We start from the raw sequence: 22,203 nt of genomic DNA on the forward strand, positions 1-22,203 counted from the left end.
CATAGCATGAACGCCTGGCCTACCGTGATTCTTGTCACCTCTCTCGCCGTCGTCAGCCCCGGCGCCGACTTCGCCCTGGTCACCCGCACCAGCCTGATGGAATCGCGCCGTGCAGGTCTGTGGGTAGCGCTGGGCATTGGCAGCGGTGTGCTGATCCATGTCGCCTATACCCTGCTGGGACTGGGCCTGGTCCTGCAGCGCCTGCCCTGGCTGTTCGACCTGCTCAGATATGCGGGTGCAGCCTATCTGGTCTGGCTGGGAATTTCTCTATGGCGTGGCGCCAGCCATGCCAACGAAGGTTCGTCAAAGCCTGCTTGCGGCGCTGCAACCGGGCATGCTGCCGGCCTCTCGCTTTTTGTCCTGGGTTTTCTGACCAACGTGCTCAATCCCAAGACCGCGCTCTTCATCATCAGTCTGTTCATGCAGGTCGCCGGCCCTGACGTGCCCATGACCAGCCAGCTGGCCTACGGACTCTTCATCGCCCTGACCCATGTGCTGTGGTTTGCGCTGGTCGCCTGCTTCTTCTCGACCCCGGTGCTGCAACTCAGGATGCAGGCTGTGCGCCCCTGGGTGGACCGCAGTCTGGGCATGGTGCTCATGGGCCTGGGTGGGTTGCTGATCGGTGCCAGCAGCGCACGGCAAATTCAATTTTGATAGCTACTTGCACTTGATATGAAAGAGTCTCAGACCAACAAGGTGTTCGATAGCAGTATCTGCAACGTAAACGACAGCTTTGGAGCGCTCACCCATGCCATGCTTGGTCGGCATCAGTGAAAAAGCCAGAGGAGACCAGCACCATGAAGAATCGCTACCCCTTTCCCGATCTGAACACCCTGCCGCAAGACATCAGGCAGCGCATTGCCGAAGTGCAGGAAAAAACCGGCTTCATCCCCAATGTGTTTCTGGCCTTTGCGCGCCGGCCGGCCGAGTGGCGGGCCTTCTTTGCCTACCACGATGCGCTGATGCTCAAGGAGGAAGGCAGCCTGAGCAAGGGCGAGCGCGAGATGATCGTCACGGCCACCAGTGCCGCCAACCAGTGTCTGTTCTGCGTGGTGGCACACGGCGCCATATTGCGCATTCACGAGAAAAAGCCGCTGATTGCCGATCAGATAGCCGTCAACTACCGCAAGGCCGATATCAGTCCGCGCGAACGGGCGATGCTGGACTTTGCCATGAAGGTCTGCCTGCACAGCCAGGACATCGACGATGCCGACCACGAAGCGCTCTATCCCCACGGCTTTGACGACGAGGATATCTGGGACATCGCGGCCATCACCGCCTTCTTCGGCCTGTCCAACCGCATGGCCAGCTTTGCGGGCATGCAGCCCAATCCTGAGTTCTATCTCATGGGTCGCGTGCCGCGCGAGAAAAAGGCCTGAAGCCACCGGCAACAGGCAGTAACTCGTTGGCTGCAACCGGTGCAACAGGCGCAGGAATGGCGCATCATCCCGGGCAGAGCAGCGGCCGACCCGGCAAAGCGCTGCTTGCCGGAGGCCTATCAAGATGCGAAAAACCGTTTGCTGCCTCGCCGTGCTGGCGGCGTTCAGCGCCACAACGGCTCATGCTGCCACCTGGCAACTCGAGCCAGGGCCTGACAACCGGCTGGAGTTCACTGCCACCTTCGAGAAAACGCCGGTGACGGGGGTATTCAAAGACTTCAGCATTCGCTTTGATTTCGACCCGCAGCAAGCTGCCGGCAGTCACCTGAACGTCCGCATTCGCGTCAGCAGCGCCGACATGAACAGCAAGGACATCAACCAGGCCATTGCCGGCAAAGACTGGTTTGACTTTGCCGGCTACCCCGAGGCGGTCTTTGATACCCGCGAAATCCTCGGCACGGCGGGCACTGACCGCCATCTGGCACGCGGCACGCTGCTTCTGAAAGGTGTTCGGCAGCCGCTTGCGCTGCCTTTCAGCTGGAAGCCCGAGGAGCGCCTGCTCGAAGGGGAATTCCTTACCCGCCGCACCCTCTTCGGCATAGGCACGGGACAGTGGCAAAGCAGCGATGCCGTGGGCGACGAGGTGAAAGTGAAATTTCGCGCCCGGCTGCGCGAGCTGCCATGAGGGCCCTCAGACCGCTGATTGCGGTACTGACGGCACTGATAACCCTTATGACCCTGGTTGCGGGATGTTCCCAACCGGGGCTGGAAAAAGCGCAGCCTGCCAGCCCGCAGGCAAGGCCTGCGGACTTTCCAGCAGCCTTCTACGAACAGGCCACAGCCAGCGGTCAGGAAGTACTGAAGGTAACCTCCTCACGTTCGCTGGTCTCCATCACCGTGCGTCGCGCTGGCGCCCTGGCCAGCCTGGGGCACGATCATGTGATTGCCAGCCGGCAGCTGCAAGGCTATGTGGCGCCCCAGCTGGGCCGGGCTGACCTGTATGTGGCGCTGGACGGTCTCTCGGTCGACGAACCCGCTCTGCGTGCCGGTGCGGGCCTGGACACCCAGCCCAGCGCCGCCGATATCGAGGGAACCCGCACCAATATGCTGAGCAAGGTGCTGCAGACCCAGCTCCATCCGTTTGCACGCGTCCAGGTGCGCACCACCCCGGATGCGGACGGCGAGGTCATGCTGGCCATGGCTCTTACAGTCCACGGCGTCACGCGCAGCCTGAGAGTGCCGGCCCGGATTGGTAGGGAGCAAGGAGCTATTCGTATCAGCGGAGCGCTGAGCATCGATCAGTCAGACTTCGGCATCACACCTTTTTCGATCCTGGGCGGCGCCATCCAGGTCCGGGACCGGCTCGATCTGAGCTTCGACGTGCGCGCCGACCCAATGAAGCGGGAATCCGGATCATGAGAACGGCGAGCTGGCGTTCCCCGAGCGCAGCGCTGCTGCTGATCTGCTGCGGCCCGCTGGTGTCGGCACAGCAGCTGCAGATCGAGACCGCCGAGCAGGATGAAGCCGTGCTGGTAAACGCCTCGGCCATCATGCAGGTCAGGCCGGCCACTGCCTGGAGCGTGATTTCCGACTACGAGCATCTGGCCGAATTTGTGCCGGGAATGCACAGCTCTCGCGTGCTGCAACGCAACGGCAACCAGGTGCTGGTGGAGCAGAAAGGCAGCCTGGGATTTCTGTTCTTTCGCCAGGCTATCGAAATCAGGCTGGCCGTAAACGAATGGCCGCAACAGCGCATCATCGCCCATGCGGTTGGCGGCAATCTCAAGCAGATGGACGGCAGCTATACCCTGGAAACCCTGGCGGACGGCCGCGTGCGCCTGAGCTACAGCGGCCGCCTGGTTCCCGCATTCACCATCCCCCCGCTGCTCGGGAAAGCGGTGGTGCGCCAGCTGCTGACGCGCCAGTTCAAGGCGCTGGTGGATGAAATCCTGCGTCGCGAGGCATTGAACCTCGGAAGCGGCAACCCTCCATCAAAAAATTAGTGCAAAGCCACTCATTGCGAGGAGTACAGGATTTTCCGTGACGATCCGCCAAAGCAGTCCAGGGCGCATCCAAGCCTGCAAGAGCGATTTGCCTGGCCGCCGGGAAGCCATGACTGCCGGCATTCGTTCATCAAGCGCCGAAAGCCATGGAGTTTTCAGGCCTTGAAAGTCAGCCAAGGCCTCAATCTCAGGCTCGCCCGGATCAGCCCCGCCTCCTCCTGCGCCTGCAGCACCGGTCCCACCGGTTTGTAGGCACCTGGGGCCTCCTCGATCAAGCGCTCCTCGCGCAGCGTGATGCACTGCCACATGGACTCGATCAGCGGCTGCTTCATGCGGCGTGTGTCCTGTCTCCGCACCTGCCGACCTGCGCCGTGGCTGCACGATTGCAGCCAGTCTTCATGGCCCAGGCCCTTGACAAGGAAGGAGTAGTCGCCCATGGAGCCCGGAATCAGCGCCCACTGGCCGTCGTGCGCCGGGGTCGAGCCCTTGCGGTGCACATTGAACTCGCCTTCGGTCATCACGACGTTATGCGGCACATCCACAATCAGGCGCGAAGCATCGGGCGCGGCAATGTCCTCCAGTTCTTTGCGCACCAGCTCGGCCAGCGCCATGCGGTTGAACCATGCATAGCGCGCGGCCACGCCCATAGCCTGCAGGTAATCCTGCGCCAGCGCACCGCTCAGACCATACAGGCCGTGCCGCGGGTGTTTGCTGCCTTGCGGCCATTGCTGCCTGGCCAGATCCATCCAGCGGCGGCCGACATAAAAGCCGACATCGCGCGAGCCGGTATGGATCATCACCGTGACATCACCCTTCTTGAGCCCTGCCGCATAGGCGGCGTGGCGATCGAAAATCTCATCAACCACGCAGAACTCCAGAAAATGATTGCCGCTGCCCAGGTCGGCGGCAGACGGCGGGCGCAGCAACTCACGCGCCTGCAGCAGGGCTTCGGGCGCGTAAAGACTACGGCCCGCAAAGCCTTGCAGTCCCACGCAACCGGCCAGCTCGGCCTGCAGGCGGTCGCGGTTCACGCCCTGCCACAGGCCGGCGTCGGGCAACTGCTCAATAAAGGCCTGGGGACCCTCGTCGAACAATGCCTTGAAGCCTGCGCTGCGCACGGGTACATCGCGCCCGTTCTGCAAGATGACGCGGGTCAGCCGCTGCACGATGGTGCTTTTGTGCAGCTCGGCCTGCGCCTGGGTCAGGCCCGTGCTCAGCAGGCGTATGCCGCAGTTGATATCCGTACCGATGGCAGCAGGAATCACGAAATCCGGCGATGTCGCCACCACGGCCCCCACTGGCGCAATGCTGCCGGGGTGAAAGTCCGGCGTGGCACAGGCTTTGCAGACTGCGCCATGGCCTTGCGGGTCGGCAACCGAGGCGAAGTCCAGCAGTTGACTAACGGCCTTGTGCTCCAGCGGCAGACTGTCAGGCAGCAAAACCGTGGCGGCCGCCTGCTCGTTATGGATTTGATAGATATGGTCCCGATATGAGACCTGGATGCCCTGACGTGACAGAGCTTTTTGCAGTCGGGAAAGCTTCCCGGAAAGATGGGGCATGATGCTGAGAAAAACAGGTACGCAACAGCGCATCTCCGAATCTGGGAGATGCAACGCACCTTCGAGCAGCAGCATCAGGAAGGATGGGTAAGCCGCAGATTCTAATGATTAGCGGCCCGGCCGCGAAGCATCGGTGTTGCCGACAGGCTGCAGTGCACTTGATGAGCCAAGGCACTTTTCATCAGGACTTCAATCAAGAAAGCGCGCTGCCACGGCGGGGTCCGGCATCAGGCATTGCTCGCTCTTGCCAAACCAGCGGTAGCGGTTTCTGGCAATCAGGCGATAGAGCGCATCGCGCAATGCAGCGGGTACCAGTCGGAACAGCGCTGTCAGGCGCCAGGGCCAGCCCAGCGCGTGCAGCACGCGCAGGATGGCATCGGTGTGCTGCCAGGAACGCTTGCCGTCCACCAGCAGCAGGGTTTGCAGACCTTCCAGGCGCAAGCCCGCATCGGCCAGCAGCTTGCCGCCTACCTCTCCCTGGATGGCGGCAAACTGAAAAATGCCCTGCTTGTCGTGCTTGAGCAGAAACTGCACCCAGCCGTTGCACAGCAGGCATTGCGCATCGAAGACCACAATCATTTTTTCTCCTCGGGCAGCAGCAGATGACCTCGGTAACTGGCCACCACGCCAATCAGCGGCACGGCCGCCTCGATATGAAACTGCAAGCGCTGCCCGACGCCTGCTTCCTCGGCCACGATGCGCGGCGCCAGCCAGCCCGGACAAGGGATGCCCAGAAAATACAGGCGCTGCAGTCGCATGTGCAGCCGTCCATCCACCGCCTGCAGGGCAAAGCACAGCCGCGCCGGCCCGAGACGTTCGACCAGGCCGCCCTGATGCAAATGCATGCTGGAACGCATGACCTGCTCGGGGAAGATGCGAGTCCAGGTCTCGGCCTCGGGACTGGCCTGCAGCTCGAAATGAATCTCCCCCTCAGCGGCCGTGCGCGGCGTACCCAGGGCCAGGGCCAGCAACCTGGCCAGCAGCGTCCGGGGCGCGCCGGTCTGTACCCTGCCCTCCAACTCATGCTCTCCCTGCAGGCGGTGAAAGCGCTGTAGCGTGGCATCGAGCCTGCCGAACTCTTCACCCATGGCCTGCTGAAACAAGGAAGCGCTCTGCGTCATGGGGCCAGCTCCTGCATCCGGATGTCCAGCCCCCGAGCCTCGGCCATGAAGTCCTGCAGCGTCAACAGCCCCATGCAGGGCCGGGCACCAGGCACCAGCGCTGCACCTGCAGCCAGCTTGCGCACCAGTGCACTGGCGGCCAGCGTGGGAACATAAGGCCCGTCACCGGAGCCCGCCGTCAGCACCCAGCTGCGCTGGCTGGCTTGCCCCTGGGCATCCAGCCAGCTGACGGTGACATGCATGGCGCCCACATCGCTGCCACGGTTCTTGAACCAGTCCGCCATGCGCTTGAGCGTGCGCGCATGGGTGGACCAATCCTGCACCAGCCCTTTGTGCGCCAGCCAGGCCATGGCGTTCATGCCTCTGTGCAGAAGCGGCAACTCAAGTCCGGCGCCAAATCTGACAGAACAGTTCTGATAACGAAGCGGCAGCAATACAAGATCGGGCACATCGCAGTCCGACAGCAATCGCCGCCCCACGGGCGCCGGGTAGTCATGTGCATAGCTGCGCAGCCAGCCGATCACGGCCTGCTGGCCCGCACCGGGCAGTGGCTTGCCGCAATAGCTGAGGATGGCAGCGACGGTGGACAGGCCTCTGTCCGTTCGATTGCCCGGGCTGATGCCGATGTCGATATGGTCGACGCGGTCCATGTCCCGAGCCAGCGCATCCACCACCGCCGAGGACAGCGCCGGCACCGAGCTGGCACCACTGAGCAGCAGCACGCCGGCGGCTTTGGCCTGCAGCTCGAGCTGGTCTATGCCGCAGACGAACTCACGCCCATCGGCCAGATCCACATAGTGCACGCCGGCTCGGGCACAGGCCAGGGCCACGCGGTAGTCCTGTCCCTGAAACGGGCCCGAGGTGTGAATGAGCGCATCCACCGCCAGGGCCTTGAGCCGCTCTTGCAGCCCCGCAGCCATCACGTCCAGCACCGCATGGCTCAGGCTTGAGCGGGCATCCCGGGCCAGACCTTCGAGCAGCGCATGCGCCGCAGAAGCCGAGCGCCCTGCCACCACGATGTGCAGACCACTTTGCCTGGCCAGCCTGGCAACCAGGCGACTGCCGAAGAAGCCATAAGCACCAACGACCATGACCTTGAATTCACGCATGCCCCAGTGTAGCGGGACGCAAGTTCCGCCCTGGAGCCCAAACGCGGCAGCCGCTTTCATGGCTTGCTCACAGCCCGTGCTTGCGAATCTTGTCGTGCAGCGTGGTCTTGGGGGTGTGCAGCGCCTGCGCCGTGCGCGTCAGATTGCCTTCGTTGTTGCGCAGGGCTTCGGAAATCAGGGAGCGCTCTATGGACTCCATGGTCGACGCCAGCGAAGCAGCAGTCCCGGGCGCGGCGCCGGGTGGGGATATGCCGGCATCCAGCCCCAGCGTGATGCGCTCTGCCGCGTTGCGCAACTCGCGCACATTGCCGGGCCAGTCGTGGGCCAGCAAGGTCTGAAGACGCTGCGGCGTCAGCTCGGCCACAGGTCGCTGGTGGCGGGCCGCCGCCTGCAGCGCAAAATGCTCGAACAGCAGCGCAACATCCTCACGGCGCTCGCGCAGCGGGGGCAGGTTCACGGTCGCCACATTGAGACGATAGTAGAGATCGGAGCGAAACAGGCCCTGGCGGCTGAGCTCAAGCAGATCGACCTTGGTTGCCGCAATCACGCGGCAATCCACGGGAATGAGCGTGTTGGATCCAAGACGCTCCAGCACTCGTTCCTGCAGCACGCGCAGCAGCTTGGCCTGCATGGCCAAAGGCATGCTCTCGATCTCGTCGAGAAACAGCGTGCCGCCGCTGGCATGCTCGATCTTGCCGATGCGCTTTTTGCCCGCACCGGTGAAGGCCCCGGCCTCGCTGCCGAACATTTCGCTGTCGAACAGGGTTTCCGGCAGGCCGCCGCAGTTGATGGCGACGAAATTGCCGCCTTTGCGCCGGCTGGACTCGTGCAGGCTGCGCGCGACTCTTTCCTTGCCGGTGCCGGTTTCACCCCAGATCAGCACATCGGCCTCGCTGGCCGCAAGGCTCTGCAAGGTACTGCGCAGCTGCTGGATCGGCAGCGACCGCCCCAGCAACTGGTGCTGCAACACATCCCGGCTCTGAAGTTGCTGACGCAAGCTGCGCACCTCCAGAACCAGACGACGTCGCTCCAGCGCACGGCGCACGGCCTCCACCAGGCGTTCGGGCGCAAATGGCTTTTCCAGAAAATCGGCCGCACCATCCTTCATGGCCTGCACGGCCATGGAGATATCGCCGTGACCGGTGATGAGAATCACGGGCAGCTCGGCGTCCAGCGCGCGAATCGCGGCCAGCAGCCCCAACCCGCTCATCTGGGACAAACGGATATCACTGACCACCACGCCGGCGAAATCCGGCGACAGGCGCTTTAGCGCCTGCTCGGCACTGCTCGCACAGACGCAGTCCAGGCCTTCGAGGCGCATGGTCTGCTCGCAGGCCATGGCGACATCGGCATCGTCTTCAACGATCAGGACTTGGAGGGAAGGGTTCATGGGCAGCAGGCAATCAGGACAGCGGCCGAGTATCCACCAAGGGCAGGCGCAGCGTGAAGATGGCCCCGCCTTCCGGATGGTTGCCACCACTCAGGCTGCCACCCGCGGCATGGGCAATCTCTGCCGACAGCGGCAGGCCCAGACCCAGTCCCAAACCCTCGGGCTTGGTCGTGAAAAAGGGCTCAAACAGCCGCGCCTGAACCTGCTCGCTGAGTCCGGGGCCATGATCGCGTACCGTAATCTGCGCCCAGGCACCGGACCGGTTGCAGGCGATTTCCACGCACTGCGTGCTACCGCCCTGCACGGCGTCCAGCGCGTTGCTCAGCAGATTGATCAGCACCTGCTGCACACGATTGGCATCGCACCAGGCACTCAGCGCGAGATCCGAAGGCTGTCGCACGATCATGACGCCGCTTTGCGCAATGCGCGGCTCCAGCAGGGTCAGTGCGCCATCCACCACCTTGGCCAGTTCGACCTGCGCCGGCTGGCCCGCGGACTTGCGCGCAAAGTTGCGCAACTGTCCGGTGATACGTCCCATGCGCTCCGTCAGCTCGGCCATGCGCTGCAGATTGCTGTGCACCATCTCGCCCTGGCCGCGCTCCAGAAAACGCTGGCTGTTGCCAGCCAGCGCCCGCAAGGCCGCCAGGGGCTGATTCAGCTCATGGGCCACTTCGGTGGAGAGCTGACCGATGACGGCCAGTTTGCCGGCCTGCACCAGCTCATCCTGCGCAGCGCGCAGTGTGGCCTCGGCATGCATGCGCTCCACCACCTCCTGCTGCAGTGCCAGATTGGCGTTCTGCAGATCGGCCGTGCGCTGCTGCACTTTCTGCTCCAGCACCTCGTTGGCCTGCTTCAGAGCCTGCTGGGCCGCCAGTTGCTCACGCACATGCCTGCGCCGCTGATAGAGCAAAGCCCCCAGCAGCAGCATCAATGCAATCAACGCCCCGGTCACCCATGCACGGCTCGCCGCCAGCTGCAATGCAACACTCAGGGGAGACAGCACGGTGATCTGCCAGGGCGTGCCGGCCAGCGGCGTGGACTGCGCCAGAAAGCGGCCCGCACTCGGCCCTGCCGCGGCATCTTTGAGATCAGGAATGCTGACCTGCCTGGTACCCGTGGCACCGCTTACGCCACGCCAGCTCAGCGACCTCAAATTCAGACGGTTGTATTTCTGCGAAGCTTCCAGCTCCGCGCGTCTTGCTGAGTTCAGCGGCTGCAAGGTGGCAAAGCGCCAGGCAGGCATGTTGCTGAGGATGACCACGGTGTTTTCATCGCTGACCATTACCGGCGACTCTGCGCTGGCCCAGGACTGCTCGAGCTGCGCCAGCCCGACCTTGACCACCACCACGCCATGCAGCTCGCCCTGGCCCAAGGTAGTGGTCAGGTAATAGCCAGGCTCGCCGCGCGTGGTGCCAACACCGAAGTAACGCCCCCGCCCTTCCCGCAGCGCCTGCTGAACGTAGGGCCTGAAGCCGAGGTTCTCGCCCACAAAGCTGTCAGCGCGGCGCCAGTTGCTGGCGGCCAGCACAAGGCCCTGGTGATCCAGCATGTAGACGCTGAGCGTACCCGCTCTGCGACTCAGCTCTTCCAGATAGAGGTTGGCACGGGATTGCAGCGTTTCGTCGCCTGGCGATTTCAGCAGGGACAGGATCTCGGGCTGCAGGGCCACCACATCGGGCAGAAAGGCAAATTTGTCGATCTCGCGCCGAAGGCTGGCTGCATAGAGATCAAGGCGGCCGTTGCCGGCTGCCGCCACCGTCTCGAGACCGATCTTGACAAAGCCCTGATAGCCCAGCCAGCCGCCCAGGCTGCTTGCAGCCAGCCAGAGCAGGATCAGCAAAGCAGCGCGCAGGTGCGGGGGCAGGAAAGCTAGCATGGTGCGGGCCATGTTAGCAGCGCCCGACACAGCAGCAGGCAGCAAGCCGGGCAAGGCAGGGATCAGGCTCAGGCGCGGGCGGCCTCGGCCATGATCACGGGCTGGGCTGCCGAGTCTGTGGAAGACTCAGGAGCTTCATCGCCTTCCCATTTGGCCACCACGGCCGTGGCAATGGCGTTGCCCAGCACATTGGTCAGCGTACGACCCATGTCCAGGAAGTGATCGATGCCCAGAATCAGCAGAATGCCGGCTTCCGGCAAACCGAACATGGGCAGCACGGCGGCCACCACCACCAGCGAGGCGCGCGGCACGCCGGCAATGCCCTTGCTGGAAATCATCAGCACCATCAGCATGGTCAGCTGTGCGGTCAGCGACATCTCGATGCCATAGGCCTGAGAGATGAAGATGGCCAGGAAGGTGGTGTAGATCATGGAGCCGTCGAGGTTGAACGAGTAACCCAGCGGCAGCACAAAACCGGTGATGCGCGGCTTGATGCCAAACTTTTCCAGTTGCTCCATGAGCTTGGGCAGCGTGGATTCGCTGCTGGCCGTGAAAAAGCCCACCAGCACCGGGCCGCGAATCAACGACAGCAGACGGAAGACATCCTTGCCCAGCACCACATAGCCGGCACCGATGAGCAGCACCCACAGCGCGGCCAGCGCAATATAGAAGCCCAGCAGGAACTTGCCGAACACCAGCAGCATGCCCAGTCCGTGGGTGGCAATGGTGCCGGCGACAGAGCCGAACACGCCCACGGGCGCAAAGCGCATCACGTACTCGGTCACGCGCAGCATGACGTGCGAGGTCTCTTCCATCAGATCGACCAGCATGTGCTTTTTCTGGTGGTTCAGATAGCCCAGTGCAATACCGAAGAACAGCGCGAACACGAGGATCTGCAACACCTCATTGGTGGCCATGGCCTCGAAGATGTTCTTGGGGAAGACATGGGTGATGAAATCCTTGAAGTTCAGCGCACCGGTCTTCAGACCCAGGCTCTCGGCATTCGTGGGCAGCTCCACAGTCAGGCCGTGGCCGGGTTGCAGCACATTGGCAAACACCAGACCCAGAAACAGCGAGCAGAACGAAGCCGCGATAAACCAGCCCAGCGCACGACCACCCACACGGCCCACGGAACCGGCATCGCCCATATTGGCCAGGCCCGCCACCAGCGTGGCAAACACCAGGGGCGCGATGATCATCTTGATCATGCGCAGGAATACGTCGGTGAGGATGCCGAAATAGCCGGCAATGTCTTTGGCAGTCTCCGGTGTCGCGGCGTTGGCGTGGACGAGATAGCCCACGACCACACCCAGAACCATGGCCAGCAGAACCATGATGGTCAGGCGATTGGATTTCATTTCTTGGAATCTTGGTATGCGTTGTTTGAGCCGCAGCCGGAGTCCGGGCCTTGAAGGCACCGGGTTCAGGCAGCGACAACAAACCGAGACGGACCGCCGACGCAACCGAGGTTTCGTCAGCCAGGTCCAGCCCCAGTCTCACTTGGTCAGCCGCAGCGAAGCGGCGTGCCGTCGTTTAAGCACATACCGTGCCAGCCACTAAATCACGGCCAAGTCTTTGATTTGCTTATATTCAAAATACTTTTTTGCATAACAACGATCGGATTTCCGGACGACATCCATAGATATGTACGGAATTCCGAACAAGACTCAGGCAGTCACTGCCGAACGTATCCAGTCCGGCAGCGCAGCGGCTTTCTGCCGGGGAAAGTCCACCCAGATCACCGTGCCTCCACCGGCGGCACAAATGACTCCTGGCTGTGCCACACGCTCCATCGTGGCCCAGGTCTCGAAGGTGGTGCGTGCGGGATCGCTGACAAACATCTTGAGCAGCACTTCGTCGGGATAGGCCAGCTGCTGATAGAAATTGCAGAAGGCGTTGACGATGACCGGCCCCTGCCCAGCGGGATCCGGATTCAGACCCATGCCGCGCATCCAGTCGATACGGGCAGTTTCCAGGTAACGGAAGTACTGAGCGTTGTTGACATGGCCCATGGCGTCCATATCACCCCAGCGCACGGGAAAGCGCGTTTCATAGACCTGTTTTTTTTGCTCTGGCAACTCGATTTTCATGCCGCTATGTCTCCTGATTGAACGAGGTTTGCAACTGCCTCATCATCCCCTTGTTCTAGTTTCTTTGAGGGATGGCGTGCCCCGGGGGGAGCACTAGCCTATGGACTTTGCCGCAACACCGATTGATGCGCTGTCGCCAAATCTGCACGGTCGTGCCGGACTGTCAGCATAGAATCGCCCGCATCGTGGTTTTTTGCAGACGCACCTGCCTGGGCCGCGCACGCCAGTTTTCCCAATCCAATATCAAGCGAGACTTTCCCGATGACAAACGAAGAGATCCTGGCCCAGTACGGCCCGCGAGAGGCCATGGAATATGACGTGGTGGTGGTCGGTGGTGGCCCCGGCGGCCTGGCCACTGCCATTCGCCTCAAGCAGCTGGCGGCTGAAAAAGGTCAGGATGTCTCCGTGGTCGTGCTGGAAAAAGGCTCGGAGCCCGGCGCTCACACCCTCTCGGGCGCCATCATGGATCCTCGCGCTCTGACCGAACTGATCCCCGACTGGAAGGAAAAGGGTGCCCCCCTGAACCAGCCGGTGACCGAAGACGCCATGGTCTTCCTCGGCGAGAAGAGCTCTCTGCGCACGCCCAACTGGCTGCTGCCCAAGTGCTTTCACAACGAAGGCAACTACATTGTTCGCCTGGGCTTTGTCACCAAGTGGCTGGCGGAACAGGCCGAAGCCCTGGGCGTGGAAATCTTCCCCGGCTTCACGGCCGCCGAAGTGCTCTACACCGAGGACGGCTCCGTCAAGGGCGTGGCTACCGGCAATATGGGCATCAGCAAGGAAGGCGAGCCCACGGGCGACTTCCAGCTGGGCATGGAGCTGCACGGCAAGTACACCATCTTTGCCGAAGGTGCGCGCGGCCATCTGGGCAAGCAGGTCATCGCCAAGTATTCGCTGGACGCCAACCGCGACCCGCAGACTTACGGTCTGGGCATCAAGGAACTCTGGGAGATCGACCCCCAGCGTCACAAGCCCGGCATGGTGCTGCACACTGCCGGCTGGCCCATGAAGAGCGACACCTACGGTGGCGCCTTCCTCTACCACCTGGAAGACAATCTGGTCACGCTGGGCTTCATCACCGGCCTGGACTACTCCAACCCCTACCTGTCTCCGTTCGAGGAGATGCAGCGCTGGAAGACCCATCCCAATATCCGCTACTACCTGGAAGGCGACGAAGCCAAGGGCATCAAGCCCGCCAAGCGCATCAGCTACGGTGCGCGCGCCATCACGGCCGGCGGCATCTCCAGCCTGCCCCGCTTTGTCTTCCCCGGTGGTGCACTGGTGGGCTGCGAAGCCGGCTTCCTCAATGTCAGCCGCATCAAGGGCAGCCATGCCGCGATCAAGACCGGCATGCTGGCCGCCGAAGCCGCCTACGCCGCCATCGTCGCCGGTCGCCAGAGCGATGAGCTGACGGCCTATACCTATGCGTTCGAGAACAGCTGGCTCTATGAAGAGCTGTGGAAGGCGCGCAACTTCAAGGCCTGGTTCAAGAAGGGTCTGACCACGGCCACCGTGATGAACGGGCTGGAGCAGTTCGTGCTGCGCGGCAACATCCCCTGGACGCTGCATCGCAACAAGCCCGACCACGCCTATCTCAAGCCCGCCGCCGAGTGCGCCCCCATCGAGTACCCCAAGCCCGACGGCAAGCTGACCTTCGACCGCCTCTCCAGCGTCTTCATCAGCAGCACCAATCATGCAGAGAACCAGCCGGCCCACCTGACGCTCAAGGACGCCAGCGTTCCCGTTGCCGTGAACCTGACCAAGTTCGCCGGCCCCGAGCAGCGCTACTGCCCCGCAGGCGTGTACGAGTTCGTGGAGGACGAGGCCGATGCCGGCAAGCAGCGTCTGCAGATCAATGCGCAGAACTGCGTGCACTGCAAGACCTGCGACATCAAGGATCCGACGCAGAACATCGTCTGGGTCACGCCCGAAGGCGGAGGCGGCCCCAACTACTCCGGCATGTAAGCCATGCGACGGCATTCGGCGGCGGCAGCCGCTGCCGGATGCACTCCCCGAAAGCCTGCGCCAGTTCAGACTGCGCAGGCTTTTTTCATGGGCTGAATGTTTTTAGCAACGCAGTCCGTGAAATGCCCACAAATTTGCAGCATCCTGAAAATTCTCAGGCCAGAGCCAGGGCCGTGAATCTCCCAATGGAGACAGGCTTGCGGCCAAGAAAGCGCTGCGACCAAAAAACAGGCAATCGCCTCAATATCCTTGACCTGAGCAAATCAAACGCAGGAAAAATGCAGCAAAAAGCAGAAACTCTGCCCTGCTCAACGCAATATTGCGCGCCATTGAACAGCATCTACACACACAAACACCAGTCAAATAGCGCTTTGCGCAGCTTTCATGCCATTTTTTCGCGATCATCGTATAGGGATAAACAAGGTTATCTCAATTGCGAAGACAGCCAGATCGGTGCAGTAGACTTTGCCGCGAGGCGACGCGCATCGAGCACTGCCGTCTTAATTCACCTGGAACACACAACAAACGCTGGAGATACACATGAAGCAGCTGTCCTTGGCCCGCATGGGCGCACTGGCCCTGGCAATTTCCGCCATGTCGGGTGCCTATGCCGCCGACACCAAGTCCGTGGCCGTGACCGCCATTGTTGAACACCCCGCCCTGGATGCGGTGCGCGACGGCGTCAAGGACGCCCTGAAGGCAGCCGGCTACGAAGAAGGCAAGGCCCTGAAGTGGCAGTACCAGAGCGCACAGGGCAACACCGGTACGGCAGCCCAGATCGCCCGCAAGTTCGTGGGTGACAAGCCCGATGCCATCGTCGCCATCGCCACGCCTTCCGCTCAGGCCGTGATCGCATCGACCAAGACCGTGCCCGTGGTGTTCTCGGCCGTGACCGACCCCGTCGCCGCCAAGCTGGTCCCCAGCTGGGAACCCTCCAAGAACAATGTGACTGGCGTGTCCGACCTGCTGGCCCTGGACAAGCAGATGGACCTGGTCAAGCAGGTCGCACCCAATGCCAAGCGAATCGGCATGGTCTACAACCCCGGTGAAGCCAACTCCGCCGTGGTCGTCAAGGAACTGCAGGCCCTGCTGCCCAAGATGGGCTGGACTCTGGTGACCGCTGCCGCTCCCCGCTCGGTGGACGTCTCCAGCGCCGCACGCTCGCTGGTGGGCAAGGTCGACGTGATCTATACCAACACCGACAACAACGTGGTGTCGGCCTACGAATCGCTGGTCAAGGTGGGCCAGGACGCCAAGATTCCTCTGGTGGCCTCTGACACCGACTCCGTCAAGCGCGGCGCCGTGGCTGCCTACGGCATCAACTACCGTGATCTGGGTGAACAGACCGGCCGCATGGTGGTGCGCATCCTCAAGGGCGAGAAGCCCGGCGACATCAAGCCCGAAGTCTCCACCAAGATGGAACTGTTCGTGAATCCCGGCGCTGCCGAAAAGCAAGGCGTGAAGCTGTCCGACGCGCTGATCAAGTCCGCCGCGACCGTGGTCAAGTAATCCACTCCCTGTCGCCAGCACTGCCACCAGGCAGTGCCAGCGCAGCGGCAGGTGCCGTGGCAACATGGCCCTGCCGATTTTTTTAGACGTTTGCCGCGCCTGTCGCTCTCTCTATGTCTTTATTTTCCATCCTCGGTGCCATTGAAATTGGCCTGATCTTCAGCCTAGTGGCGCTGGGCGTCTTCATCTCCTTTCGCTTGCTGCGTTTTCCCGATCTGACGGTCGACGGCAGCTTCCCCCTCGGTGGTGCAGTCTGCGCCATTCTGATTTCCACGGGCACCAACCCCTGGCTGGCCACGCTGGCCGGCACGGCTGCCGGTGCCGTGGCTGGTTTCATCACGGGCTGGCTCAACGTCAAGCTCAAGATCATGGACCTGCTGGCCTCCATCCTGATGATGATCGGCCTGTACTCGGTGAATCTGCGCATCATGGGCGGCCCCAACGTGCCGCTGATCAACGAGCCCACGCTGTTCACCATGCTGCAGCCGGCCAACATTGACGACTATGTGATGCGCCCGCTCATCATGCTCGGCTTCGTCATCGTGGCCAAGCTGGCTCTGGACTGGTTCTTTGCCACCGAGCGCGGCCTGGCCATCCGTTCCACGGGCTCCAACGCCCGCATGGCTCGCGCCCAAGGCGTCAACACCGGCGCCATGATCTTGCTGGGCATGGCGATCTCCAACGGTCTGGTCGGCCTGGCGGGCGCACTGTTCGTGCAGACCCAGGGCGGTTCCGACATCTCCATGGGCATCGGCACCATCGTCATCGGTCTGGCGGCCGTGATCGTGGGCGAGACCATACTGCCTTCGCGCAAGATCATCTGGGCCACGCTGGCCGTGGTGCTTGGCGCCGTGGTCTACCGCTTCTTCATCGCGGCAGCCCTCAATATCGATGCCATCGGCCTGAAGGCGCAGGATCTGAACCTGGTGACGGCAGTGCTGGTGACCATCGCACTGGTGATTCCGCAAATCAAGAAAAAGCTGAGCAAGCGCAAGTAAGAAGAAGGACGGCGGAGAACACCATGCTGAACGCACAAAACCTCGAACTCACCTTCAACCCTGGCACGCCGATCGAAACCCGCGCGCTGCGCGGCCTGTCGCTGTCGATTCCTGACGGTCAGTTTGTGACTGTCATCGGCTCCAACGGCGCAGGCAAGTCCACGTTTCTGAACTGCGTCTCGGGCGACCAGAGCGTGGACAAGGGCAAGATCGAAATTGCCGGTATCGACATGACGCGCATGCCGGTATGGTCCCGCTCCAAGCAGGTGGCCCGGGTGTTTCAGGACCCCATGGCCGGCACCTGTGAAGACCTGTCCATCGAAGAGAACATGGCACTGGCGCACGAGCGCGGCAACTTCCGCGGCTTGTCCAAGGCCGTGAAGGCCAGCAATCGCGATCTGTATCGCGAGCGTCTGGCCACGCTGGGCCTGGGCCTGGAAAACCGCCTGACCGACCGCATCGGCCTGCTCTCGGGCGGACAGCGTCAGGCCGTGAGCCTGCTGATGGCAGCGTTGCAGCCTTCGCGCATTCTGCTGCTGGACGAGCACACTGCCGCTCTGGACCCACGCACCGCCGACTTTGTGCTGCAGCTGACGGCGCGCATCGTGCAGGAAGCCAATCTGACCACGATGATGGTGACGCACAGCATGCGCCAGGCCCTGGATGTGGGCACGCGTACCGTCATGCTGCACCAGGGCAATGTGGTGCTGGACGTCAGCGGCGAAGAGCGCTCCAGAATGGATGTGCCCGACCTGCTGCACATGTTCGAGAAGGTGCGCGGCGAAAAGCTGGCCGACGATGCATTGCTGCTGAGCTGAGCCAGAAATCATCAAAACAATAGCTGCCAACGCTTTATCCATAAGCGCTGGCAGCTATTTTCATATCAACTCAACTCAGCCAAGCTGAGGCTTCAGCTCCTGAGCCAGCGGCCTGTGCCCCATGACCGCGCAGACCAGCAAGGCCGCCAGGGCAATCAGCGCGGTGCCCCATTCCGCATTCTGCAGACCCAGAGCATTGGCCTGCTGCAGTGCCTGGGCATTTGCCGAACCCGTGGCCTGCACTTGCGCCACCGGCAGGGCAGCGACCATCACCAGCACAGCCAGCCCCAGTGCCGCCCCCACCTGCTGGGCTGTGGCGGCTACACCGGAAGCCACCCCCTGCTGCTGCGGCGCAATGCCCTCGCCCACCAAGACCCACATGCCGGTCCAGCTGGCACCCTGGCCTATGCTCATCACGATGAAGCCCGGCACCAGCCACCAGTAATTGCCGGCCAGTGGCAGCACGGCGGCGGTCCAGACCAGGCCCGCCAGACCTGCAGCCCAGCCGGCCATCAGCACGATGCGGGCGCTGTAGCGCGCCAATCCGCGTTCGGCCCAGCGAATACCGACGGTGCAGACAATGGTGGGCAGCACAAAGGCCAGCCCGGCCTGCAGCGGACTCAAGCCCAGCACCTGCTGAAAGTACAGGCCCAGAAAGTAGTACTGCACGCCGTAGCAACTCATGAACAGCAGCGTCAGCAGCATGGCATGCTGCAGGCCACGCACTTTCAGCATGGCCAGCGGCATCAGCGGCGCGGCCACCTGTTTTTCAATGGCAAAGAATGCCGCCAGTGCCAGTGCGGCTGCCAGCAGCACACCCAAGGTGCGCCCGTCCAGCCAGCCCCATTGCGGACCTTGCACCAGGGCCGTGACCAGCAGGCAGCTGCCCAGCGTCACGCTGATGCACCCGGCCACATCAAAGCGGCGCTGATGACGCGGCGCGCTGGGCATGGCGGGCAGATAGCGCAGCGCCGCCACCGCACAAGGCCAGGCAATCGGCACCAGCACCCACAGTACCCAGTTCCAGCCCAGCAACTGGGTCAGCACGCCGCCCAGCAAGGCCCCTGCCGCCAGCCCTCCGGCGCTGGCCATGCTCCACACGGCCAGCGCCCGATTGCGCTCGGCACCTGGGCGGTACAGGGTGTTGATCATGGCCAGCGTGGCCGGGAACAGCAGCGCCGCCCCCACGCCCTGGGCCGCACGCGCCGCGATCAACAGCCAGGCTTCGGTGGCAAAGCCTCCGGCCAGTGACGCCAGTCCGAACAAGGCCATGGCTGCTATGTACATGCGGCGCTGCCCCAGCAGATCGGCGCAGCGCCCGCCCAGCAGCAGACAGCCGCCAAAAGCCACGCTATAGCCACTGATCACCCATTGCAGATGGTGCGCAGGCAGCTGCAGATGCATGCCCATGGCGTCCAGCGCCACAAACACGATCGTCGCATCCAGCGCAATCATCAGCTGCGCCAGCGACAACAGGGCCAGCGCTGCACGCGGATAGCGCAGGCTGGGCAGGGGCGGCAACTTGTCTCTCTCTTGATCCATCACATCGGTCCTCATTCTCGAAAAAAAGCGGCTGCACGCCTCGTCGCGGCGACGGGCGTGAGTGCTCCAAAGCGTGCTGCATTGCAGGTACAGCGTGAATGACCGGTCAGGCAGGCATCGTATTTAATTCAAGGACGCAGATAAACATGAAAATCATGTTTAACTTATGCGTATACGCATCAATCAAGCTTGAGCACCATGGATCTGAACGCCGTACACATGCTGGTCAAGGTGGCCGAGTGCAAAAGCTTCACGCAGGCTGCGCACAGCCTGGGGACCACGCAGTCCCGCATCTCGCGGGCGATTGCCCAGCTGGAAGCCGATCTGGGCACCCGGCTGCTGCATCGCAATACGCGCAATGTCTCGCTCACGCCCGATGGCTGCACCCTGGTGGACCGCAGCGCCGCGCTGATTGCCGGGCTCGACGAAGCGCGCCAGCTGATGCTGGACCGGCGCTGCGAACCCAGTGGCGTGCTGCGCATGACCGCGCCCTCGGTGCTGGGACGGGTGGTGCTCACGCCGTTGCTGGGGCCGCTGATGGATCGCTATCCGGGTCTGCAGATCGATGCCAGCTTTACCGACAGGGTGGTGGACATGGTGGAAGAAGGTTTTGACGCAGCCGTGCGCATAGGCCCTCTTGCCGACAGCCGCATGATTGCGCGCAGCCTGCCGCCGCTGCGCTGGGTGACCGTGGTCTCACCCAGCTATCTGCAAGCCCATGGCGCACCGCGCACGCTGCAGGAGCTGGCCCGACACCGCTGCCTGTCGGTCTACAACCACTATCTGGGATTTCAGGTGCCCTGGCAGTTCAAGGCCGAAGGCGAAGAGCCGCTGGACTGGATGCCGCCGCAGTCCATCAGCTTCGACAGCGGCGACCCTTTGGTCGAGGGCTCGCTGGCCGGTCTGGGCGTGGCTCAGGTCATGGAGTTTGCCGTGCGCGAGCACATTGCCAGTGCGCGGCTCATACCCGTGCTGACCCAGCTCGAAGGCCGCAGCCGCGAGCTGTCTCTGGTCTACCCACGCACCCGCCATGCCTCACCCAAGATCAAGGCGCTGACCCAGATGCTGCTGGAGCAGGCGCGCTGGTAAGCGACAGGCCGGAGCCGCTCGGAACGACAGCGCCGTCAAACCTTGCGAACGGCACTCTCGCCAGCCCCTTGCGCCGCAGGACTGCGACCGGCCTTGCCCAGCCAGACCAGGCCCAGACCGCCCGCGGCCAGCGCAGCGCCCACCAGCGGCACGGCCGCATATCCCAGGCCCTGACCGATGACGAAGCCGCCCAACGCAGCGCCCACCGCATTGCCCAGATTGAATGCCCCCACATTGACAGATGAAGCCAGACCCGGCGCCTGCGCCGCGGCCTGCATGACCCGCATCTGCACTGGCGGCACGATGCCAAAGGCCGCAGCGCCCCAGACCACCAGACCGATGGCCGCACCCAGATGGGTGGTCATGACCAGCGGCAGCAAGGCCATGATGATGGCGAGCAGCGCCAGAATGATCTTCGTCGCGCCGTCCAGCGACCAGTCGGCCAGCTTGCCGCCCAGCGTATTGCCCAGCGTGAATCCGACGCCGATCAGCACCAGGGCAAAGGCCACAAAGCCGGGGCTGGCGTGCGTGATCTCGGCCAGCACCGGCGCCACATAGGTATAGAGCGCAAACATGGCACCGGCCCCCAGCACCGTGGTGCCCATGGCCAGCAGCACTTCGGGGCGCGCCAGCACCTTCAGCTCGCGGCGCACGTCTGGGCGTGTGCCCGGCTCGCCCTTGGGCAGCGCCAGCCACAGCGCGGCAATGGTGACCAGGCCCAGCACGGCCGTGCCGCCAAAGGCCAGGCGCCAGCCCACCTGCTGGCCGATCCAGGTCGCAGCGGGCACGCCACCGATATTGGCAATCGTCAGGCCCATGAACATGGCAGCAATCGCGCTGGCCTGCTTGTCCCTGGGCACCACGCTCGCGGCCACCACGGCACCGATGCCGAAGAAAGCGCCGTGGTTGAGACTGGTGACCAGACGCGACAGCAGCAGCGTGGTATAGCCCGGCGCAAAGGCCGACAACAGATTGCCCACTGTGAACAGCACCATCAGGCCCATCAGCGCAGCCCGTTTGCCAAAACGGCTGAAAAGCAGCGTCATGACCGGAGCCCCCAGCATGACGCCCACGGCATAGGCCGAGACCAGCATGCCCGCCGTGGGAATGCTGACCTGCACCCCATCGGCAATCACGGGCAGCAATCCCATGGGAGTGAACTCGGTCGTGCCAATGGCAAAAGCGCCAACGGCCAGGGCAAATAAGGCTGCAGAGGATTTCATGACCCGCAGTGTGCCCGCTTCATCTTTGCCGATTAAGCCCTGTATCCAATAAATTCTCTTGAATTGAATTCAAGAATAGAAATGCTCACGAAACCATCACCGACAAGCTGAAGCCTGTTTCGGCCGGGATGCTCACAGGGCATCTTGCACCTGCCGGGGACTGCCGATCTCCTCTATCGCTCGCATGCAGGCACAGCCGGAAGAACAGCACCAGACCGCGCCGCTGCGGCATGGCACCGTACGAGTTGCAGGCTAGTGTTGCTGCCGCCATGAAAACCGAGGTCCGGCGAATCGGGCTGCGAAAAAGCGCTCATGTCCCAGGCTCGCTGCAGCTTCTGCTGGCTGGCCGAAAGACCGCTGTCGGTCCGTGCATTGCCTCGATCCGTTGCGTCCATGCCACCATTTGAGCGCCACCGCTCCATGCAGAGCCAATGCCGCCCACAAGAGGCAGCCACCGGCCCAAGCCCATAAACCTATAAAAAACAGATACTTGAAAAAAATATCCGCCAATTCGCTGCACTTCATGACAACC

20 protein-coding genes are annotated in these 22,203 nt (G+C 62.8%); 10 read left to right on the plus strand and 10 right to left on the minus strand.

Features of this window, described 5'->3' with window-relative positions:
* Positions 1-6: 6 nt before the first annotated feature.
* From DJFAAGMI_RS06810 to DJFAAGMI_RS06830, 5 genes are all read left to right on the plus strand, one after another.
* On the plus strand, positions 7-654 hold the full coding sequence (locus DJFAAGMI_RS06810) for a LysE family translocator (RefSeq protein WP_211456452.1): 648 nt from the start codon (positions 7-9) through the stop codon (positions 652-654).
* Positions 655-797: 143 nt separating this feature from the next.
* Complete coding sequence (locus DJFAAGMI_RS06815; RefSeq protein WP_043005093.1) at positions 798-1,379, plus strand: peroxidase-related enzyme; 582 nt, start codon at positions 798-800, stop codon at positions 1,377-1,379.
* A gap of 124 nt (positions 1,380-1,503) precedes the next feature.
* Positions 1,504-2,064 carry a YceI family protein gene (locus DJFAAGMI_RS06820; RefSeq protein WP_211456453.1) on the plus strand — a complete coding sequence of 187 codons (561 nt, stop codon included), beginning with the start codon at positions 1,504-1,506 and terminating at the stop codon, positions 2,062-2,064.
* 47 nt (positions 2,065-2,111) lie between these two features.
* Positions 2,112-2,798, plus strand: coding sequence for a YceI family protein (locus tag DJFAAGMI_RS06825; RefSeq protein ID WP_249333870.1), 687 nt, complete (start codon positions 2,112-2,114; stop codon positions 2,796-2,798).
* Entirely contained in the window at positions 2,795-3,382 is a 588-nt protein-coding gene (locus DJFAAGMI_RS06830) for an SRPBCC family protein (protein ID WP_211456455.1), read from the plus strand. The genes DJFAAGMI_RS06825 and DJFAAGMI_RS06830 overlap by 4 nt, the downstream gene beginning before the upstream one ends.
* A 155-nt stretch (positions 3,383-3,537) precedes the next feature.
* Here the strand turns inward: DJFAAGMI_RS06830 and DJFAAGMI_RS06835 are convergent, their stop codons facing one another.
* The 8 genes from DJFAAGMI_RS06835 to DJFAAGMI_RS06870 form a co-directional block, all read right to left on the minus strand.
* Complete coding sequence (locus tag DJFAAGMI_RS06835) at positions 3,538-5,016, minus strand: RtcB family protein (RefSeq protein WP_211456456.1); 1,479 nt, start codon at positions 5,014-5,016, stop codon at positions 3,538-3,540.
* Between the two features lie 114 nt (positions 5,017-5,130).
* Complete coding sequence (locus DJFAAGMI_RS06840; RefSeq protein WP_043004975.1) at positions 5,131-5,520, minus strand: thiol-disulfide oxidoreductase DCC family protein; 390 nt, start codon at positions 5,518-5,520, stop codon at positions 5,131-5,133.
* Positions 5,517-6,062, minus strand: a complete 546-nt coding sequence (locus DJFAAGMI_RS06845; protein ID WP_211456457.1) for a DUF4166 domain-containing protein — start codon at positions 6,060-6,062, stop codon at positions 5,517-5,519. Before DJFAAGMI_RS06845 ends, DJFAAGMI_RS06840 begins: the two co-directional genes overlap by 4 nt.
* Complete coding sequence (locus DJFAAGMI_RS06850; protein WP_211456458.1) at positions 6,059-7,171, minus strand: saccharopine dehydrogenase family protein; 1,113 nt, start codon at positions 7,169-7,171, stop codon at positions 6,059-6,061. Before DJFAAGMI_RS06850 ends, DJFAAGMI_RS06845 begins: the two co-directional genes overlap by 4 nt.
* A gap of 67 nt (positions 7,172-7,238) precedes the next feature.
* Positions 7,239-8,561: a sigma-54-dependent transcriptional regulator gene (locus tag DJFAAGMI_RS06855; protein WP_211456459.1), complete on the minus strand. Its 1,323-nt coding sequence runs from the start codon at positions 8,559-8,561 to the stop codon at positions 7,239-7,241.
* A 13-nt stretch (positions 8,562-8,574) separates the two neighbouring features.
* Positions 8,575-10,449: an ATP-binding protein gene (locus tag DJFAAGMI_RS06860; RefSeq protein WP_211456460.1), complete on the minus strand. Its 1,875-nt coding sequence runs from the start codon at positions 10,447-10,449 to the stop codon at positions 8,575-8,577.
* A 56-nt stretch (positions 10,450-10,505) separates the two neighbouring features.
* Positions 10,506-11,795 (minus strand): dicarboxylate/amino acid:cation symporter, encoded by a 1,290-nt coding sequence (locus DJFAAGMI_RS06865; RefSeq protein ID WP_167002169.1) that lies wholly within the window; start codon positions 11,793-11,795, stop codon positions 10,506-10,508.
* A 309-nt stretch (positions 11,796-12,104) separates the two neighbouring features.
* Complete coding sequence (locus DJFAAGMI_RS06870) at positions 12,105-12,527, minus strand: acyl-CoA thioesterase (RefSeq protein ID WP_211456461.1); 423 nt, start codon at positions 12,525-12,527, stop codon at positions 12,105-12,107.
* Positions 12,528-12,788: 261 nt separating this feature from the next.
* Between DJFAAGMI_RS06870 and DJFAAGMI_RS06875 the strand changes: the two genes are divergently transcribed.
* The 4 genes from DJFAAGMI_RS06875 to DJFAAGMI_RS06890 all read left to right on the plus strand — a co-directional run bounded on the left by DJFAAGMI_RS06875 (position 12,789) and on the right by DJFAAGMI_RS06890 (position 17,817).
* Positions 12,789-14,492: an electron transfer flavoprotein-ubiquinone oxidoreductase gene (locus tag DJFAAGMI_RS06875; protein WP_211456462.1), complete on the plus strand. Its 1,704-nt coding sequence runs from the start codon at positions 12,789-12,791 to the stop codon at positions 14,490-14,492.
* Between the two features lie 540 nt (positions 14,493-15,032).
* The gene (locus DJFAAGMI_RS06880; RefSeq protein WP_043004982.1) at positions 15,033-16,001 is read left to right on the plus strand and encodes an ABC transporter substrate-binding protein; all 969 of its coding nucleotides are present in this window, start codon (positions 15,033-15,035) and stop codon (positions 15,999-16,001) included.
* A gap of 113 nt (positions 16,002-16,114) precedes the next feature.
* Complete coding sequence (locus tag DJFAAGMI_RS06885; RefSeq protein ID WP_003054767.1) at positions 16,115-16,999, plus strand: ABC transporter permease; 885 nt, start codon at positions 16,115-16,117, stop codon at positions 16,997-16,999.
* A gap of 23 nt (positions 17,000-17,022) precedes the next feature.
* Complete coding sequence (locus DJFAAGMI_RS06890) at positions 17,023-17,817, plus strand: ABC transporter ATP-binding protein (protein WP_003054766.1); 795 nt, start codon at positions 17,023-17,025, stop codon at positions 17,815-17,817.
* Positions 17,818-17,892: 75 nt separating this feature from the next.
* On the opposite strand, the gene DJFAAGMI_RS06895 is transcribed toward DJFAAGMI_RS06890, so the two are convergent.
* Positions 17,893-19,359 (minus strand): MFS transporter, encoded by a 1,467-nt coding sequence (locus DJFAAGMI_RS06895; protein ID WP_211456463.1) that lies wholly within the window; start codon positions 19,357-19,359, stop codon positions 17,893-17,895.
* Between the two features lie 198 nt (positions 19,360-19,557).
* Between DJFAAGMI_RS06895 and DJFAAGMI_RS06900 the strand changes: the two genes are divergently transcribed.
* Positions 19,558-20,448: a LysR family transcriptional regulator gene (locus DJFAAGMI_RS06900; protein ID WP_211456464.1), complete on the plus strand. Its 891-nt coding sequence runs from the start codon at positions 19,558-19,560 to the stop codon at positions 20,446-20,448.
* 35 nt (positions 20,449-20,483) lie between these two features.
* Here DJFAAGMI_RS06900 and DJFAAGMI_RS06905 read toward each other — a convergent pair whose 3' ends face one another.
* Positions 20,484-21,671 carry an MFS transporter gene (locus tag DJFAAGMI_RS06905; RefSeq protein WP_211456465.1) on the minus strand — a complete coding sequence of 396 codons (1,188 nt, stop codon included), beginning with the start codon at positions 21,669-21,671 and terminating at the stop codon, positions 20,484-20,486.
* Positions 21,672-22,203: the final 532 nt, after the last annotated feature.

It is taken from the genome of Comamonas brasiliensis (assembly GCF_018292285.1).
GTDB lineage: Bacteria > Pseudomonadota > Gammaproteobacteria > Burkholderiales > Burkholderiaceae_C > Comamonas > Comamonas brasiliensis.

Bases quoted from the DNA above. Each gene is read 5' to 3' on its own strand.
- DJFAAGMI_RS06810 (WP_211456452.1), top strand. From the start codon at position 7: ATGAACGCCTGGCCTACCGTGATTCTTGTCACCTCTCTCGCCGTCGTC.
- DJFAAGMI_RS06815 (WP_043005093.1), top strand. From the start codon at position 798: ATGAAGAATCGCTACCCCTTTCCCGATCTGAACACCCTGCCGCAAGAC.
- DJFAAGMI_RS06820 (WP_211456453.1), top strand. From the start codon at position 1,504: ATGCGAAAAACCGTTTGCTGCCTCGCCGTGCTGGCGGCGTTCAGCGCC.
- DJFAAGMI_RS06825 (WP_249333870.1), top strand. From the start codon at position 2,112: ATGACCCTGGTTGCGGGATGTTCCCAACCGGGGCTGGAAAAAGCGCAG.
- DJFAAGMI_RS06830 (WP_211456455.1), top strand. From the start codon at position 2,795: ATGAGAACGGCGAGCTGGCGTTCCCCGAGCGCAGCGCTGCTGCTGATC.
- DJFAAGMI_RS06835 (WP_211456456.1), bottom strand. From the start codon at position 5,016: ATGCTGCTGCTCGAAGGTGCGTTGCATCTCCCAGATTCGGAGATGCGC.
- DJFAAGMI_RS06840 (WP_043004975.1), bottom strand. From the start codon at position 5,520: ATGATTGTGGTCTTCGATGCGCAATGCCTGCTGTGCAACGGCTGGGTG.
- DJFAAGMI_RS06845 (WP_211456457.1), bottom strand. From the start codon at position 6,062: ATGACGCAGAGCGCTTCCTTGTTTCAGCAGGCCATGGGTGAAGAGTTC.
- DJFAAGMI_RS06850 (WP_211456458.1), bottom strand. From the start codon at position 7,171: ATGCGTGAATTCAAGGTCATGGTCGTTGGTGCTTATGGCTTCTTCGGC.
- DJFAAGMI_RS06855 (WP_211456459.1), bottom strand. From the start codon at position 8,561: ATGAACCCTTCCCTCCAAGTCCTGATCGTTGAAGACGATGCCGATGTC.
- DJFAAGMI_RS06860 (WP_211456460.1), bottom strand. From the start codon at position 10,449: ATGGCCCGCACCATGCTAGCTTTCCTGCCCCCGCACCTGCGCGCTGCT.
- DJFAAGMI_RS06865 (WP_167002169.1), bottom strand. From the start codon at position 11,795: ATGAAATCCAATCGCCTGACCATCATGGTTCTGCTGGCCATGGTTCTG.
- DJFAAGMI_RS06870 (WP_211456461.1), bottom strand. From the start codon at position 12,527: ATGAAAATCGAGTTGCCAGAGCAAAAAAAACAGGTCTATGAAACGCGC.
- DJFAAGMI_RS06875 (WP_211456462.1), top strand. From the start codon at position 12,789: ATGACAAACGAAGAGATCCTGGCCCAGTACGGCCCGCGAGAGGCCATG.
- DJFAAGMI_RS06880 (WP_043004982.1), top strand. From the start codon at position 15,033: ATGAAGCAGCTGTCCTTGGCCCGCATGGGCGCACTGGCCCTGGCAATT.
- DJFAAGMI_RS06885 (WP_003054767.1), top strand. From the start codon at position 16,115: ATGTCTTTATTTTCCATCCTCGGTGCCATTGAAATTGGCCTGATCTTC.
- DJFAAGMI_RS06890 (WP_003054766.1), top strand. From the start codon at position 17,023: ATGCTGAACGCACAAAACCTCGAACTCACCTTCAACCCTGGCACGCCG.
- DJFAAGMI_RS06895 (WP_211456463.1), bottom strand. From the start codon at position 19,359: ATGGATCAAGAGAGAGACAAGTTGCCGCCCCTGCCCAGCCTGCGCTAT.
- DJFAAGMI_RS06900 (WP_211456464.1), top strand. From the start codon at position 19,558: ATGGATCTGAACGCCGTACACATGCTGGTCAAGGTGGCCGAGTGCAAA.
- DJFAAGMI_RS06905 (WP_211456465.1), bottom strand. From the start codon at position 21,671: ATGAAATCCTCTGCAGCCTTATTTGCCCTGGCCGTTGGCGCTTTTGCC.